18 protein-coding genes are annotated in these 15108 nt (G+C 41.3%); 7 read left to right on the top strand and 11 right to left on the bottom strand.

Features of this window, described 5'->3' with window-relative positions; genetic code table 11:
- Nucleotides 1–51 precede the first annotated feature (51 nt).
- From AC2IOM_RS20670 to AC2IOM_RS20660, 3 genes are all read right to left on the bottom strand, one after another.
- Nucleotides 52–909 (bottom strand): alpha/beta hydrolase, encoded by an 858-nt coding sequence (locus AC2IOM_RS20670; RefSeq protein ID WP_336436687.1) that lies wholly within the window; start codon nt 907–909, stop codon nt 52–54.
- Nucleotides 910–979: 70 nt separating this feature from the next.
- Nucleotides 980–1363 carry a hypothetical protein gene (locus AC2IOM_RS20665; protein WP_138628336.1) on the bottom strand — a complete coding sequence of 128 codons (384 nt, stop codon included), beginning with the start codon at nt 1361–1363 and terminating at the stop codon, nt 980–982.
- Complete coding sequence (locus AC2IOM_RS20660; protein ID WP_346722482.1) at nt 1360–1665, bottom strand: hypothetical protein; 306 nt, start codon at nt 1663–1665, stop codon at nt 1360–1362. Before AC2IOM_RS20660 ends, AC2IOM_RS20665 begins: the two co-directional genes overlap by 4 nt.
- A 222-nt stretch (nt 1666–1887) precedes the next feature.
- Between AC2IOM_RS20660 and AC2IOM_RS20655 the strand changes: the two genes are divergently transcribed.
- Nucleotides 1888–2988, top strand: coding sequence for a c-type cytochrome (locus AC2IOM_RS20655; RefSeq protein ID WP_486360013.1), 1101 nt, complete (start codon nt 1888–1890; stop codon nt 2986–2988).
- A gap of 91 nt (nt 2989–3079) precedes the next feature.
- Here the strand turns inward: AC2IOM_RS20655 and AC2IOM_RS20650 are convergent, their stop codons facing one another.
- Nucleotides 3080–3451 (bottom strand): DUF2750 domain-containing protein, encoded by a 372-nt coding sequence (locus tag AC2IOM_RS20650; protein ID WP_010559495.1) that lies wholly within the window; start codon nt 3449–3451, stop codon nt 3080–3082.
- 195 nt (nt 3452–3646) lie between these two features.
- On the opposite strand from AC2IOM_RS20650, the gene AC2IOM_RS20645 reads away from it, so the two are divergent.
- A complete protein-coding gene (locus tag AC2IOM_RS20645; protein ID WP_486360012.1) occupies nt 3647–4333 on the top strand; it encodes a tellurite resistance TerB family protein in 687 nt (228 codons plus the stop codon).
- Nucleotides 4334–4379: 46 nt separating this feature from the next.
- Here the strand turns inward: AC2IOM_RS20645 and AC2IOM_RS20640 are convergent, their stop codons facing one another.
- The 3 genes from AC2IOM_RS20640 to AC2IOM_RS20630 all read right to left on the bottom strand — a co-directional run bounded on the left by AC2IOM_RS20640 (nt 4380) and on the right by AC2IOM_RS20630 (nt 6555).
- The gene (locus AC2IOM_RS20640) at nt 4380–4952 is read right to left on the bottom strand and encodes a YSC84-related protein (protein WP_105172008.1); all 573 of its coding nucleotides are present in this window, start codon (nt 4950–4952) and stop codon (nt 4380–4382) included.
- 170 nt (nt 4953–5122) lie between these two features.
- Complete coding sequence (locus tag AC2IOM_RS20635) at nt 5123–5356, bottom strand: hypothetical protein (protein ID WP_486360011.1); 234 nt, start codon at nt 5354–5356, stop codon at nt 5123–5125.
- Between the two features lie 281 nt (nt 5357–5637).
- Nucleotides 5638–6555, bottom strand: coding sequence for a LysR family transcriptional regulator (locus AC2IOM_RS20630; protein ID WP_486360010.1), 918 nt, complete (start codon nt 6553–6555; stop codon nt 5638–5640).
- Between the two features lie 109 nt (nt 6556–6664).
- Between AC2IOM_RS20630 and chrA the strand changes: the two genes are divergently transcribed.
- Together chrA and AC2IOM_RS20620 are read left to right on the top strand one after the other, a co-directional pair.
- Nucleotides 6665–7810: a chromate efflux transporter gene (chrA, locus tag AC2IOM_RS20625; protein WP_486360009.1), complete on the top strand. Its 1146-nt coding sequence runs from the start codon at nt 6665–6667 to the stop codon at nt 7808–7810.
- Between the two features lie 84 nt (nt 7811–7894).
- On the top strand, nt 7895–8230 hold the full coding sequence (locus AC2IOM_RS20620; protein WP_486360008.1) for a C1orf53 family protein: 336 nt from the start codon (nt 7895–7897) through the stop codon (nt 8228–8230).
- Between the two features lie 101 nt (nt 8231–8331).
- Here AC2IOM_RS20620 and AC2IOM_RS20615 read toward each other — a convergent pair whose 3' ends face one another.
- Entirely contained in the window at nt 8332–8580 is a 249-nt protein-coding gene (locus AC2IOM_RS20615) for a DUF3297 family protein (RefSeq protein WP_010559502.1), read from the bottom strand.
- 226 nt (nt 8581–8806) lie between these two features.
- On the opposite strand from AC2IOM_RS20615, the gene AC2IOM_RS20610 reads away from it, so the two are divergent.
- Nucleotides 8807–9199, top strand: coding sequence for a hypothetical protein (locus tag AC2IOM_RS20610; protein ID WP_100914889.1), 393 nt, complete (start codon nt 8807–8809; stop codon nt 9197–9199).
- Between the two features lie 55 nt (nt 9200–9254).
- On the opposite strand, the gene AC2IOM_RS20605 is transcribed toward AC2IOM_RS20610, so the two are convergent.
- Both AC2IOM_RS20605 and arsH read right to left on the bottom strand, forming a co-directional pair.
- Nucleotides 9255–10097 (bottom strand): Tim44 domain-containing protein, encoded by an 843-nt coding sequence (locus tag AC2IOM_RS20605; RefSeq protein ID WP_486360007.1) that lies wholly within the window; start codon nt 10095–10097, stop codon nt 9255–9257.
- A gap of 186 nt (nt 10098–10283) precedes the next feature.
- Nucleotides 10284–10994: an arsenical resistance protein ArsH gene (gene arsH, locus AC2IOM_RS20600; protein ID WP_486360006.1), complete on the bottom strand. Its 711-nt coding sequence runs from the start codon at nt 10992–10994 to the stop codon at nt 10284–10286.
- A gap of 125 nt (nt 10995–11119) precedes the next feature.
- On the opposite strand from arsH, the gene sigZ reads away from it, so the two are divergent.
- Together sigZ and AC2IOM_RS20590 are read left to right on the top strand one after the other, a co-directional pair.
- Nucleotides 11120–11686 (top strand): RNA polymerase sigma factor SigZ, encoded by a 567-nt coding sequence (sigZ, locus tag AC2IOM_RS20595; protein ID WP_486360005.1) that lies wholly within the window; start codon nt 11120–11122, stop codon nt 11684–11686.
- 32 nt (nt 11687–11718) lie between these two features.
- Nucleotides 11719–12219 carry an NlpC/P60 family protein gene (locus AC2IOM_RS20590; RefSeq protein WP_486360004.1) on the top strand — a complete coding sequence of 167 codons (501 nt, stop codon included), beginning with the start codon at nt 11719–11721 and terminating at the stop codon, nt 12217–12219.
- 98 nt (nt 12220–12317) lie between these two features.
- Here AC2IOM_RS20590 and AC2IOM_RS20585 read toward each other — a convergent pair whose 3' ends face one another.
- Nucleotides 12318–14822 carry a S8 family serine peptidase gene (locus tag AC2IOM_RS20585; RefSeq protein WP_486360003.1) on the bottom strand — a complete coding sequence of 835 codons (2505 nt, stop codon included), beginning with the start codon at nt 14820–14822 and terminating at the stop codon, nt 12318–12320.
- Nucleotides 14823–15108 lie beyond the last annotated feature (286 nt).

The following is a 15108-nucleotide window of genomic DNA, read 5'->3' as shown; positions in this document are numbered from 1 at the left end:
CGTGCCTTTTTATGCGCTTAACGCAGCATAATAAAGGCACCTTTAACTCAATTAAGGACTGGTTAACGTATTACTTGCAACTAAACTTGCGCCACGATTCTTTCTGATATGCGCTAATAACCGCTGCTGATTATTGGGGAATTCATCGGTAAAAGTGCGCGCGTGGCGGCATCCGTTAAATTGCCAAAATTGGCTGTTGTTGCCAGCTACTTGATAGAGCGCTTTGCCACGAGTAATGGGGATCAATCTATCATCATTACAATGGGCAATAATGGTATCAATATTCACAATTTGCTTAATGTTACTGGCAGGTGAGCGTTCATCACTCACAAGCGCAGGAATACGGCTACTAAACCACTTTGCGATAGGTACATTTGCTACGACATCTCGCGCAAGGTTTTGATAACTTTCAAAGCTTGAATCTATTACTAACAAGTCGAAATAACGCTCAAGTTTGCTTTTAGCTAAACCATCAAGGGCAATTGCGCCGCCCATAGATGTGGCGACAATCACTTTATGCTGATGGGCTAGACCGTGACTGATTTCAAACACAGTTTGTGCGTCTAACGCTAAGTTTTCACGGGTCGGTTTGCCGTTTGATAAGCCGTAACCGGAATAATCAACCAGCATCACATCGTAACCTTCATCAACCAGCCATACTACTTTCTCAACGGTTTGCGACAAATTACCACGATTACCATGGAAGTGGATAACGAGCCCTTGAGGGTTGTCGCTTAAATGGTGTTGTAAATGTAAAGTGTTGCCAGAGCGAGAACGAATAAAACTGTCTTTCACTGGGTGTGAAAAGTCGTCTTTTGAAAAGACAATTTTGTCATTTGGACTATATAAAAAATAGTTACTGCTGCATCCTTGCAAGAAAAGTAGTGCGCCAAGTATTAACCACTTCATACACACCTCTTAAACTGTGTTGATGTAGTTAGTTTTACGCGCTGCTGAGTCTGTTAGTTCACTTTTAGCGTTATTTATCCACTTTAATGCTGCGCGGTGCGCCAAGTAAAATGCCCAAATGGCACACACACACCGAGAAAAACGCGCTTAAACCAAGGGCACCGCCGTAATCTTTAATAAACGGTACCAAGTTTTCAAACAATACTGAAAACAGTACCGCCGCAATCACCTGAGTATAAATCCCAAAGCGTTTAGGAGCGCTCATGCCAACAAAGGTGCTGCCAAAAAACACTAAACTATAAAGCGCAACATCCCATTGTAAGGTGTAAAAAAACAAATAAGCAATAATCGAAAGCGAAGTAGATGCTCTTATGCCGTCAAACCGATTGCGCTTGGCGAGTAAATAGGTAGCAAGTGAGCCAAACAGTGAAATAAGCATTAAATCTAGGCTCATAACACACCCTTAATCAATACAAACAAAGCACTACAGGTAAACGCGATTCCACCTAATCTGCCGCCAAACCCTTCAAATAAGCTGATGCTTTTTATGTACAAAAATGTGCCAATCAAGGCAACAAATATTAGTTCCCACAGTGAATTAATAGCCGCGGTAGAGCACATTCCGGCGAAACAGCCCGTATAAATTGCAGCATAAGGGTGATGTTTAAACTCAGTTTTAAACGGGATAAAGCTGCCAATAAGTGCAGGAAACGTCGCCGCTAACACAATTGGTACTGCAAAAGAGGAATGCAGCACGTAGCAGCTCACACTGCCGAGCAAAAATAAACTATAGATAAGGGGAGTAAATAAGGTCATCACAGCTATTTTAATCAAAACGCCGTTAGATAAATAGTCATACTTTTAGCCATACACAATAAACGTAAATACTTTCACGTAATTGTTACTAAATTTGTTTTTCACTAGTAATAAAGCCACTGCCTGATATTCTGGATTTTGGGGCAAATTACAAGGAATTCCATGCTAACCTTTACTCAAAAAATCACCATTGCATGTTCAGCAATGCTAGCATTTGTGTCATTTAACAGTACTTCAGCTGAACGTGAACTGCGTTCACCTCCGCGCAAATTAACCACACAACAAGCCAAAGTCGCTGCAGCTAATTATCAAAAATACTGTGCTCTTTGCCACGGCGAAAACCGCGAAGGTCATAAAAACGATCACGCACCGTCACTTCGCAGTAAAAGCTTAATGGAATCAGGCATTGCCCATCAAATTTTACGACCAATGCAGTACGGACGTGTAGGTACAGCAATGGGCGGGTATTTAGATGAGGTTGGCGGTCCAATGACATTGGATGAAACCTGGGATCTCACCTATTGGCTATTTGAACAAGCGGGTTACGATCGCTTAAAATTTACCACTAACCCTGTTCACGGCGATATTACGCGAGGTGAGCAAGTTTACCAAAAAGAATGCGCTAGCTGTCATGGCGATAAAGGTCAAGGGATCACCGGCCCTGCCATAATGAACCAATCGGCGCTGGCTCATAATACCGATGAGTTTATTCGCTATGCCATTGAAAATGGAAGGCAAGATACGCCAATGCAAGCGTTTAAAGACAAACTTTCAAGTGCTGATATCGACAATATTACTGCGTTTTTGCGCAGTAAATCGCTCGGTTGGAAAGATGAAACGCCGGTACTCAAAGCACTGCCTACGCCAGAAAATTACATCGTAAACAAAAACGGCGACGATCCAAATTTTGATTTAAAAGATGGCATGTATGTGCTGTCAAAAGACTTAAACAAAGCGCTTGAGGCCAAAAAGCGCATGGTGCTGCTCGATACGCGAGTTACATCGGTTTGGCAAACCGCGCACATTGAAGGGGCGATTCCTTTCCCCTACTACGCAGATTTAGATGAGACTGTGGCGGGAATTCCAAAAGACGTGCAAATTGTTGCCTATTGTTCATGTCCGCGTGCCGCCGCCGATCACACGATTAATCGCCTAAGACAACGTGGTTACACCCGCACAGCTGTCTTGTGGGAAGGTATTTTTGGGTGGATGAATCAAGGCTATCCGGTAAGGCGTGGCGATATTGACGGCGTTAACGATTAACGCACTTAAAATTAAAAGTCGGCGCAATCTACGCCGACTTATTAAAGCAATTCACTTAGCCTGTGAATGCTGCTTTAAAATGGCTATAAAGTTATGATTTAACGGGTTGAATGCTGGCAAGCGCTTGGCTAAAGTCAGTCACTTCAAGCTCAACAATATCGCCTTCTTCAGCCCAGTTTACACCCACAACAATGTCATCATCTTTTAAATCTTCTAGCCAATAATCTAACCAGTCGTTAATTGAAATTTCGCTTGGTGTAAATGCTTGCCATTCCTGTACACAGTGTGTTTCGGCCAACGACTTGCTTGACCAAACCGGCATCACCTCTGCATTTTCAAAATTAGGAGAATCTAATACAACCCAATCTTCACTTTCTTTATCTTGCAGTGCCCACACTGATTGGCTTGTTTTACTTTGCGCTAAAAATTCCGCTAAGATTTCGCGTTGGTTGGTATCACTCATAGCATCTCCTACTGTCTGTGTTATGTGTGTGAGATTATACCTTTTATGTGACAAATTTATCGCATAGAAATGTAACTCACACATTTTAATTGCCGATTATCACAAAATGTTTGAATCACTTTGTAACAGTTCTGCTGTTCCTTTATTGCATCATTTTTTTTACTCTAATGAAAGTTATCAATTTAGGAGAAAGCAATGAAAGATCTACAAAAATTAGTTGGCAGCCTAAATAAATCAGGTGCACTAAGTGGCTTTTTAGGTGGTGTAGCAGGTGGCGGCTTAACCAGCTTGCTATCAGGTAAGAAGTCAAAAAAAGTGGGTAAGAAAGCGGTAAAGTATGGCGCACTGGCAGCCGTTGGCGGACTCGCTTGGAAAGCTTATCAACAATACAGCGAAAAAAATAGCCAAACTCAGCAAGCCGCTGATAGGCAAGCGTTTGATAACGCAATGCAAAATCGTAGTAGCCAATACCGCGTTGAACCGACACATATGCAAGAACAAAGCTTTGATGCGGTAGTAGAAGACGAAACGGGTAACGGCCAGTTAATTTTAATGCGCGCCATGATAGCCGCCGCGTATGCCGATGGCCATATTGATGAAAATGAGCGCCAAACTATTTTCGCTCAAGTAGAACAAATGTCACTAACAACACAAGAAAAAGCCATGTTGTTTGATGAATTACGTGCGCCAATGAGTTTAAGTGAGCTAGTTGCAACCGTGCCTAATGCACAAACGGGCATTGAAGTGTATGCCGCAAGCGCCAGCGCAATTGATTTAAACCAAAGTGCATCACAGCAATATTTACAAACTTTAGCTAATCAACTGTGTTTACCACGCGACTTAGTTAACAATATTCATCATCAACTAAGCCAAGCTGATTAGCTAGAGCAACAACAAAAAAAACCAGAGTCGCCTCTGGTTTTTAGTGTTACTGCTTATACGGCGTGTAATTATATTTTTGCCCAGCAAGTGCGGCTTCGTACATAAAGCCGCCTTTTGCCAACGTCATCACCGCCATGCCTTTACGGTATTTTGCTTTATTTTGCTTGGTGGAATTTGCATCGGTGCCGACACTTGAGCTAACGCCCGTAGAGCCTGCCTGCGCTTGAACCGCTGCGGTAATAGCAACCGCTGACGCCCCTGCACCAAATTCAAAATTGCCCGAGGTAAATTCATCAAACGCGCGTTTGTCTTTTAAAAAAATGATTTGGCTGTAGGCTTGCCCACCTGCTTGAAAGCCAACCGATAATTGACTAACACTTGTTTTACCCACCGCTTTGCCTTGCTTGTAAACCTGACCTTTACCAAACGCCGCGCCTAACCCTAAGCCACCTTTACCAATCGTTGGAAATACCACATATCCATAGGCACTATTAAAAAAGCGCTTGGTTTCGTGAGATTGTTTAAAATTTTGTAGCGTAGTTTGATATTCATCGGCACTGGCAAACGCACTGATGCTAACAAGTAGTAGTGACAGTATTGGTGTAAGAAACTTTCCCATATTCTCTCTCCTTTTACATGTTTAATTATCTTTGTAACTGACCGCGTATATAACTGTGCTGCTCAAATGGCATGTTACGCAAAAAGCAGCACGTTTAATCGATTCAAACATCGCCCTTTTTAGCAGGCGATTAAGGTTTATGTGAATTCGGGTTAACTAAACAATTAAAACTAGTTAATCACTTTTTCGATTTTGCCTTTATAAAATGCGTATTTTGGCTTTTTAAAGCCGCTCCCCGTTAGGTTACCGCCACGTAATTTTGCAATTAACACGTTAAGGCCAATAAACATCATCATGGTTAGCCATAAAAATAACACTACAGGCAATAAAAATACGCCAAGCCCAATAGCGGCTAACAGTGTTAATGTAAAAGATAGCTTATTTTGAAAAATTAAATTGCTCATAACTTTTTCCTTCTGTGGAGTGTGTATTGTTCAATTATTTCCCTTAATCCAAGCTTAATATTCAGCTGCTGTTTTATTTTTGCGCTATTTGAGCAACATTTAACTATGACGCCTGATTAGTTTCCTATTGTGTTGCCCGCATTGGTGTGGGAAGGTGATTTTGCTGGGCCCAAAGACGTTATCGGCAAACTCACATAACATAGCGTTTCCACCTAGCCTTTTCCTGGTATAAAACCAAATCAAACTGCTGTAAAAAAACGAACTTCAACCGTCAACGGGCGCTAACTTACGACTTGTTTCATAATTGAACGCAGCCAAATGTGCTTTTCATTAGCCCGCGAACGTTTTAACCACAACATAGAGATATCAAAATCCGGTACCTTAATAGGCGGCGTGACGCTTTGAAGTGCATCGTTAGGTAATGAGATTTCGGCCATGCGCTTTGGCACAATCGCAATAAGCTCTCGCTCCAACAGCAAACTCTGTACGGTTAAAAAGTTACGACTAGCCACAGTCACCCTGCGTGTTAAACCATCTTCACTCAGCAAATTATCTACTTGAGTGGTTAAACTACCGTCAGGGCTAACAATCGCATGTTCAATATTAGCAAGAGTATGCTTTGTGATTGGCATAATGCGTGTAGCAAACTCTTTATTTAGCAAACACATGTGTTGCTCGCGATACAGTAACTCGCTTTCAAACGCATTATGTAAGTTAGGAATGCTGCCAATCACCAAATCGAGTGATTCTTGCTCACTAAGCTCACGGTAATTCACCCTATTTACGTTAACGAAACTAATTTGCGCATTAGGCGCTTGCGTTCTAATTAAATCGAAAATAGCCGGCGCAAAAATATACTCAGCGTAATCGGTTAAGCCAATTCGACAAACCCCTTGATAGGTTTTGGCATTAAAAGTGTCACGCTTTAGTACCTGCTGTTGCACTAATTGCAGCATAGACTCAATACTCGGATAAACCGCATGAGCAAAGTCTGTTGCCACCATTTTATGGCCCACTCGCACAAACAGTTCGTCATCAAGTAATATCCGTAAGCGCGATAAACTGTGACTCATTGCCGATTGACTAACAAAGTTCTTTTCTGCCGCTAAGCTAACGCTTTCAAAGCGATACAAATACGAAAAAGCCACCAGCAGGTTTAAATCGACATTGCGCCATTTCGTTTCTTCAATCGAAATCATCAATAAATCCCATTTAATTCATATTTATTACAAATAATATTAATTGGATTAATTGTATCGCTTTTTTTAAGCTTTGCGCAGATTTGATGACACAGATATTTATGCGCGTATGTTCAGTATTTTTAAAACGTTCTTTTTACTCGGCTGGGTCAGTTTTGGTGGGCCTGCCGCCCATATTGGCTACTTTCGCCAAACCTTCGTCACTAAATATAAGTGGTTAAGTGATGAAGAGTACGGCCAACTGATTGCGCTTAGTCAGTTTTTACCCGGCCCTGGTTCGAGCCAAGTGGGCTTTGCATTAGGGTACAAACGTGCCGGTTTACAAGGTGCGATCGCGGCGTTTGTTGGCTTCACTCTGCCATCGGTGATTATTATGCTGGCGCTTGCTATCACCTCAAGTGCACTGGTTAATAACAGTATTTTTGAAAGTATTGTTCACGGGTTAAAGCTACTCGCTGTTTTAGTAGTGGCAGACGCCACATGGGGAATGTTTAAAAACTTCTGTAAAGACACTAAAGCCGTATTTTTGTGCATCGCCACAGCGTGTGTGTTGCTTTTAAGCCCTACCCTTAGCGCACAATTTGCCGTGTTAACTGGCGCAGCGCTTATTGGCACGGTTGCATTAAAAGGTAAAATACCGACGACACATCAGCACACATTTAAACCTAACCTAATGCCATTGCTGTTGTTTATAACCTTGTTGCTTGGGCTGCCTTTAACTGCATCTTTTGCACCTGAAATAAGCCTATTTAATGACTTTTATCAGGCCGGTAGTTTGGTATTTGGCGGTGGTCATGTGGTACTGCCTTTATTACAAAATATTGTTGGCGACCAATTATCACAAGACGCATTTATAACAGGCTACGCGGCGGCGCAAGCGGTACCTGGGCCTATGTTTACCTTTGCCACCTATATTGGCTATGAACTATTTGATAATGCGCCAGTTATCGGTGCGCTAATCGCTACCTTAGCGGTATTTTTACCAGGCTTTTTACTGTTATTAACGGTGCTAAAAGACTGGCAAATACTTGCTAACAAACCAAACGTAAGTGGTGCGCTGGCGGGCGTTAACGCCGCGGTTGTAGGATTGCTGATAGCGGCGCTTTATACGCCTATTTTCACAAGCGCGGTAACTGCGCCAAAAGATATTGCTCTTGTATTGATTGGCTTTTTTATTATGAAGCAATTAAAACTACCCATTATCTGGTTAGTTGTTAGCTTTATGCTAGGCGGATTAGCGTTAAGCGCTATTTAGCAAAGTAAAGGGTGCAAACGCCACTAATTGAAATTTGCGTTAGTGTAGTATTTTACTTATGCTAACGCTTTTTTGCGCCAAATTATGAACTGTATTTCTTGCCAAGCCCCATTCAAATGCGAAAGCCAACAAGGCAGTTGTTGGTGTTTTTCGCTTCCCAATATTTTACCAGTCACTAAAGACGCCAATTGTTTATGTAAAGCATGTTTAATTGATAAAATTAACGATGAACTATCACGTCTTTACGAAACGAAATCAAATAGCGAATTAGTTACGCTTGCTGCGCAATATCAAAACCAGTTTCCCGTTGAAAAGTTAGATTATTATTTAAATGAAGACGGTTATCGTGTGATGACGAAATGGGCGCATTTAAAACGCGGTTATTGCTGTGGTAATGGCTGTAAGCATTGCGCTTACTAAACAACCTGAGTTTAGGCTTTGTTGAACAGCCCAGTAACTCAAAATCAATGAGCGATTGATAGCTACTGGAAAAGTGCACCTAAAAAGGTGCACTTTTTAGCTTAACGGTAGAACGCTTCAACCGTGCCTTTTGATTTAATAAGCATAGGTTGGCCGTAACGATCTAACGCTTTTGGCGCAGCAGTTTTAATCCAACCTTCACTGATGCAATACTCTTCAACGTCAGAGCGCTCTTTACCGTTGAAACGAATACCAATATCCAGCTTTAACACTTCTTCAGAGTAGAACTTGCTGCGCGGGTTAATTGAAAGACGATCCGGTAATGCTGGTAAATCTGTTTTATCGTTCATAATTATTTCTTTATTACGTATTTAATTTGCGCCATTGTAGAAAATTGACCGTATACGCTCAATAGCAAAGCACTAAATTAATCGAGAATTGTAAAAAGCGGTGCGGTAATAATCATTTACACAAAACAATTTGTTAGCAATGTGCTTTTGCTTCTATAGTAAGCATATTGGCCAAATAATTTAAAACCTCAACGTGGCCAATAATTTGAAGTAAGGGAGTGTGCGTATGAGAAAACTCATTAAGAATAAATGTGTCTCGTTTTACTTACTAAAACCCGAAACCTACCTGTTTGGTAAACACCACTTTATTCGCAATAAAATTAAAGCCGCGGGCTTTAAAATAATCGGTAAACAGAAAATTCAACTCACCTTTTCGGATTTAATGGCACTTTATCCCAATTTAATGGCGCGCATTACTATGTCGCTACGCGTACCATTTTTGATGGATTTGGACATGTACTTTGTTGAAGGCGACAACGTGGTACCACGCTTAAACGCGCTAAAATACGATATTAGGCAAGAATTATCTGGCGCAAAATTAGGTGGCTTTTTACATACTCCAGATAGTCCTACAGAGCTACAACAACATTTATCTATACTGTTAAAAAATCAGTCTTAATAAACGTAAAAAAGCAGCCATTTGGCTGCTTTTAACTTTTCATTTGTTCAGTAAATTACGCGGCGTTATCTTCAATGCCTACGATAACCCAAGGTGCATCTTGCTGTGACAAGCTGCGCTCTAGGTGCCAAATTTCATCAATTGGCTCTTCTTGCTTATCGCCTAAATCGCGATATTTACCACGAAAACGTACACTGATTTCCCATAACATAGGTGATGTATCAGCACGTGCTAGTTCTGCATCGATAAACATAACTTCAGTTGCTACTTCTTCAACCTCCGCTCGCTCTTGTTTTAGTTCAGCTAACAGTTGCTCACTTACGTACTCAGAAATCACCGTAAAGTCGTTATCATTCCATGCTTTTTGTAAAGTATGGTAGTGCTCACGAGCTCCTTGCAAGAAGCCGTTTAAGTCAAAATTAATCGGTAAATTCATAGGTACCGATTGGCTTTGTTGTGCAAAGCCTTGATTGCTAAACTGTTGCGGCGCAGCCTGTGACGAAGGAGCTTGTTGCATTGGCGGTACGCCTGCAAACTGCGGTTGGCTTTGCGCCTTTTTCATCATAAATGCTTTAAACAACTTAAATAATACAAACGCAACGAGCGCAATAATAATGAAGTCCATAAATTGGAAACCTTCAAAATCGCCACCTAGCATTGCTGCAATTAAGCCACCGGCAAGTAAACCACCTAAAATGCCACCCATTAAGCCTTTTTTAGAAGACTTTTTAGCGGGAAGCGTTGGGTTATTTGTATCAACTTGCTGTTTTTGTTGTGTTGTTGTGGTTTGTTTGGTTGTGCCTTTGCTTTTGCTGCCAAACTTTTTACGTGCTTCAGCATCAAACGAAAAAGAAAACACTAACGCAACAAGTGCGAAAAACCATGCGAATTTTTTCATTAAATTTTTCCATATTATTAAGCTGCGAGCATTCTAAAAGCGGCACTTTTAGAGTCAATAGGTTAAACCAATATAAAGTGGTTAATTTTATTGAAAATTTCATTAAATTTTTTCTAAACAATAAGTGTAAAGCTCACTATATTGTGAGCTTTACACCGTTCGAATGAGTAATTACCGAACGCTCTATCACGTTGACGAGAGAATATGCGTTTTTAGTTGTTGATTTAACTCATCGACATTTTGTTTGCTGGCCTTTCGTTCACTGTAACGGTCTAGCAATAATCCATCATAGTCACGCAATAAAAAAGTAAATCGCATTAGCTCTTCCATGACATCAACAATGCGGTCGCGAAAGCTCGAAGGGTTCATCACGCCATGACTATCAAATTCTTGATAAGCTTTTGCAATCGACGATTGATTAGCAATTGTAAACATGCGCATCCAGCGCCCTAACACGCGCATATTATTAAGGGCATTAAAGCTTTGCGAACCGCCTGTCACTTGCATTAGTGCAAGTGTTTTTCCCTGTGTTGGCCTACGTGCACCAGATGACAAAGGTAACCAATCAATCTGGTTTTTAAATACCGCGGACATATTGCCGTGAATTTCTGGAGAGCACCAAACCTGCGCTTCAGACCATAACGCGAGTTCTCGCAGTTCTTGCACTTTCGCATGTTCGGCCGACCCGTTGTTATCAAATACAGGCAAGCCGGCGGGGTCAAAAACTCTGACATCTGCCCCCATATATTCAAGTATACGAGCCGCTTCTAGTGTAGCGAACTTACTGTACGAATTTCCTCTTAACGAACCGTAAAGCATTAAAACCTTTGGTTTATGTCTGCTCATCTCTTTATTTTCAGGTGTTAAGGTGAATGTTTCGTTTTGTAAAAAAGACATAATTACTACCTAATTCAATTAATTTACACACAGTAAGACGCTTGGCTGTTAAAAAAGACGAAATAAACTTCGTCTTTATATGAAAAATAACGTCTTATTTGTCACACTTTGTAGTAATGATAAAAATGGTAGTAACTGTCGTGAATATTGAAGAAATATGGCTTGAATATCAGCACGCATTAACGCGCTTTTTAAAAAAGAAGGTGGCGAACAGCGCTGATGTAGAAGATTTAATGCAAGAAATTTTTATTAAAACCCATAAAAACCTGCATTTGCTAAATGATATTAGCAAACTCAAGTCGTGGCTTTTTCAAATCGCTAACAACACGATTATTGATTTTTATCGTGCCCGCGGAAAACAACATGAAATAACTGATTCGCTTATAATTACTGATGATGAAGAATCAGTACAACAAGATTTAATCGATTGTTTAACGCCATTTATTCAACGCTTACCTGAACCACAGCGCACGTTGCTTATCGCGGTTGATTTAGAAAATGCCCAACAAAAAGTATTAGCCGAACACATGGGAATTCACTACTCCACGTTAAAATCACGTGTACAAACAAGTCGAAAAGCCCTTAGAGAACTGTTTGACGAATGTTGCCATTTCGAATTTGATACTTTTGGTCGCGCTATTGATTATCAACGTAAATCAAGTAACAACATAAAGCCAGAGCAATTAGAGTAAATCAGCGCATTACAAAAGGATATTGCATCAGTATGCTGTTACGCCAAAATACCGCCCCATTACTTTGCCTAACACTTTGTTTAGGACTCGCTGCCTGTGCAAAATCCCCCTCAAACGCTACAACACCTGTGCCTAATAACAAAGTAAACGAATCAAGTAATAACTCTGTGGCGAATGCGCTTTATCAACAGCTAGATGCTTGGCGGGGCGTGCCATACAAACTGGGGGGTACATCACAAAAAGGCATTGATTGTTCAGCGTTCGTGCAAACCACCTATATTGACCGTTTTGGCTTTTTATTGCCGCGCACGACCCTTAAACAAGCTGAATTTGGCAACAACGTGAGTAAAACAGAGTTACAAGCGGGCGATTTAGTGTTTTTTAAAACAGGTTTTCGTACTTATCATGTTGGTATTTATATTGAGGATAATCAGTTTTTACATGCCTCGACCAGTCAAGGCGTTATTGTGTCGTCGTTAAAAAATAGCTATTGGCGAAGCGCTTTTTGGCAGGCAAAACGTATTAACTTTTAATAAAGGCCCTCAAGTTCAAATAAAAAAGAGTTACCGCACTTACTTTAACATAAAGCGTACGATAACTCTTATCGGCTAGGTTATTAAATCACAATTGATTAATTGAAATTAACCGTTACTTCATTTGAGCAAACATCGCCAGCCTGACAAACTTTATAGGTAAAGTTTGTTTCAGTTACGCCACGGCTGAAGTCACGATAAACACCCACATTTTCTACTGTTTCATACAATTCACCATTACGGTAAACGTCGACAGTACCTTCTGTTGCGCCATCGATTAATAACTCAACACGCATAAAGCCTGTGCGCGATAAGTTTGCACGTTTCACATCAACTACGATGTTGGCGTCTGAGATCTGAACATCTTTATTCGCAGTATCACTTAAGCCTTCTGCATCAGTTGTGGTTAACGATACGCTGTAATTGCCCGCCGCCGCATACGCATGAACTGGGTTTGCTTCAGTTGATGTATTGCCATCACCGAAGTCCCACAGATACGACACAATATCATTGTTGCGATCACTACTTGCGTTAGTGAACATCACATTGTAGCCATCACGCTCAAAGGTAAAATCAGCAACCGGTGCTACTGGCGCAACATCGCCAATTGCACTGAAGGTTAATGACCAGCTGTCTAATGAGCCTGTGTCTGCGCTGTAGGTATCTTCAACATGTAGGGTCCAATCGCCAGCTGCATTTTCACCATTGAAAATAACCGCTTCATACGTTTGATTAATATTGTCACTCGAACCGCCCGATTTATTGTGCAGTGTTGTCACAGTGCCTGTCGGTGAAGTAAGGGTAACAATTAAATCACCAATGTAGGTGTGAGTAATATTAACCGTCGCGAGTGTGTTAAAGATGGTGATTTCATCTGGCACAGTAATGACAGACGATACACCCGCAGGGTCATTGTCTGGAATTGATACTGCGTCGCTGTTGTCGTAAGTGAAATCAGCGAGCCCTTGTGGGTTAACATATAAACCAACTGTACTTGATTTCTCTAACGCGCCACTTTGACCTGTTACTATGAAACTATAATCACCCCACTGCGTATCAGCGGCAGTAGGTACAGTTAGCGTAACAATCTGACCCGGTGTTGCTGTGTCAGTTGACAGTGCTGCACCAGCAATTGATGAGTCTAAAGTAAGTGTTACTACATCATCCCAATTCGCAACAGACGCAATTTCAAACTCATACGTTGCTGTTTGACCTGCTGTTACGGTTTGTGATGTTGGGCTGGTGATCAATCTAAATCCAGGCTCTGGATTAGACTGTTCAAGTGCGCTGTATACGTTTAGTCGTGTACCAGCAACTGTTTTACCTTGCAGTGCCGCGTTTGCATCACCTGAGTTCATTAATAACTCTTTTAACTGTAATGCGCTCAGCGTTGGGTTTAACGATAATACTAATGCTGCAGCACCTGCAACATGTGGTGTTGCCATTGACGTACCTGAGTAAGTTGCATAGCCATTGCCTGGCACAGTAGACAAAATACTTGAACCTGGTGCACCCATATCAACGCTTGTTAAACCCCATTGTGAGAAATTCGACATATTGTCTGAGTGATCAGTACTTGCTACAGCTAATACGCTGTCATGCTCGTAACTAGAAGGGTAATGAGGGTTTGCGTCGTTATCTACCGCGTCGTTACCTGCCGCGGCAACAAATAAGATATCAGCTTGTTCAGATGCAGTGATCGCGTCAGATAGCGCTTGGCTAAAGCCACCGCCACCCCAGCTGTTGTTTAGTACCTTGATATCGACACCAGCATTTTTTAAGCCAACCATGTAGTTAATACATTTAATTGCATCTGAAGTTGAACCCGTGCCTTGTGCTGATAAGAACTTACAACCAACCATAGAGACAGTGTGGTTAACACCCACCACACCTTGGCTATTGTTACCCGTTGCACCAATTGTGCCAGCAACGTGGGTACCGTGACCTTGGTCGTCCATTGGGTCGCCCACATCGGTGATTGCATTAATACCGTGAATATCGTCAATGTAGCCATTGCCATCGTTATCGATGCCATCGCCTGCGATTTCATTTGGGTTAACCCACGCATTTGCTTGAATGTCTTCGTGTGTATGGTCAACACCCGTATCGATAATGCCTACGACAACGTCGCGACTACCGGTTGAGATATCCCACGCTTCTGGTGCATCAATATCGGCATCATTGGTGCCACCGGTTTGACCTGTGTTGTGAAGGCCCCATAAATCACTGAACTGTGGATCATCAGGTTGTGCATTAATCGACACAATATGATCAGGCTCTACATATTCTACTGCTGGGTGGTTTTGCAGTTTTGATATTGCGCCTTTTACATCGTTATCGTTCAACGTGTATTGCGCCATACGACCTTTAAGAATGTGGTTATAACGGTCATCTATTTCATCAAGGTTTGCATCTGAAATAGTCGCAGCTACAAGCTTACGTGCAGCTGCTTTATCAGCTGCGCGAGCATGTTGTTTGTACACAACAATAACTGAATTATTTTTGTAACCGTCAGCGCTTTTAACCGCTGGTGTCGTTGTTGCTGATGCGCTTGCCACCAAAGGAAGCAAAGCAAGTGAAATTGCAGAAAGTTTCGCTTTCATTATTGAAATTCCATTTTTTATAAAATGTACGCTCGACAATCGAGCACCTATCTCAACAACTCATCAATCTAAATTTTTAAGCAACCTTTTTATCAAACACAGTTCCCAACAAAGGCGCAAGCGTTAATATAAATAAAAATCAACAAAACCTTTAACAAGCTGATTTTTATTGGAATTAATTTCTTTGGGGTGTTTTTAATCAATTAAATATGACTTTTTTATGACTAGCACTTTTTTGGTAGCTGGCCTTTCACAAATATTTAACGCCACCGTAAAAAACAACATA

It is taken from the genome of Pseudoalteromonas sp. NS-SX12 (genome assembly GCF_057367955.1).
This window is presented reverse-complemented; position numbering and strand designations above follow the sequence as displayed.

Coding starts and splice junctions, on each gene's coding strand:
- AC2IOM_RS20670 (WP_336436687.1), bottom strand. CDS start 909: ATGAAGTGGTTAATACTTGGCGCACTACTTTTCTTGCAAGGATGCAGC.
- AC2IOM_RS20665 (WP_138628336.1), bottom strand. CDS start 1,363: ATGAGCCTAGATTTAATGCTTATTTCACTGTTTGGCTCACTTGCTACC.
- AC2IOM_RS20655 (WP_486360013.1), top strand. CDS start 1,888: ATGCTAACCTTTACTCAAAAAATCACCATTGCATGTTCAGCAATGCTA.
- AC2IOM_RS20650 (WP_010559495.1), bottom strand. CDS start 3,451: ATGAGTGATACCAACCAACGCGAAATCTTAGCGGAATTTTTAGCGCAA.
- AC2IOM_RS20645 (WP_486360012.1), top strand. CDS start 3,647: ATGAAAGATCTACAAAAATTAGTTGGCAGCCTAAATAAATCAGGTGCA.
- AC2IOM_RS20640 (WP_105172008.1), bottom strand. CDS start 4,952: ATGGGAAAGTTTCTTACACCAATACTGTCACTACTACTTGTTAGCATC.
- AC2IOM_RS20635 (WP_486360011.1), bottom strand. CDS start 5,356: ATGAGCAATTTAATTTTTCAAAATAAGCTATCTTTTACATTAACACTG.
- AC2IOM_RS20630 (WP_486360010.1), bottom strand. CDS start 6,555: ATGATTTCGATTGAAGAAACGAAATGGCGCAATGTCGATTTAAACCTG.
- chrA (WP_486360009.1), top strand. CDS start 6,665: ATGTTCAGTATTTTTAAAACGTTCTTTTTACTCGGCTGGGTCAGTTTT.
- AC2IOM_RS20620 (WP_486360008.1), top strand. CDS start 7,895: ATGAACTGTATTTCTTGCCAAGCCCCATTCAAATGCGAAAGCCAACAA.
- AC2IOM_RS20615 (WP_010559502.1), bottom strand. CDS start 8,580: ATGAACGATAAAACAGATTTACCAGCATTACCGGATCGTCTTTCAATT.
- AC2IOM_RS20610 (WP_100914889.1), top strand. CDS start 8,807: ATGAGAAAACTCATTAAGAATAAATGTGTCTCGTTTTACTTACTAAAA.
- AC2IOM_RS20605 (WP_486360007.1), bottom strand. CDS start 10,097: ATGAAAAAATTCGCATGGTTTTTCGCACTTGTTGCGTTAGTGTTTTCT.
- arsH (WP_486360006.1), bottom strand. CDS start 10,994: ATGTCTTTTTTACAAAACGAAACATTCACCTTAACACCTGAAAATAAA.
- sigZ (WP_486360005.1), top strand. CDS start 11,120: ATGGTAGTAACTGTCGTGAATATTGAAGAAATATGGCTTGAATATCAG.
- AC2IOM_RS20590 (WP_486360004.1), top strand. CDS start 11,719: ATGCTGTTACGCCAAAATACCGCCCCATTACTTTGCCTAACACTTTGT.
- AC2IOM_RS20585 (WP_486360003.1), bottom strand. CDS start 14,822: ATGAAAGCGAAACTTTCTGCAATTTCACTTGCTTTGCTTCCTTTGGTG.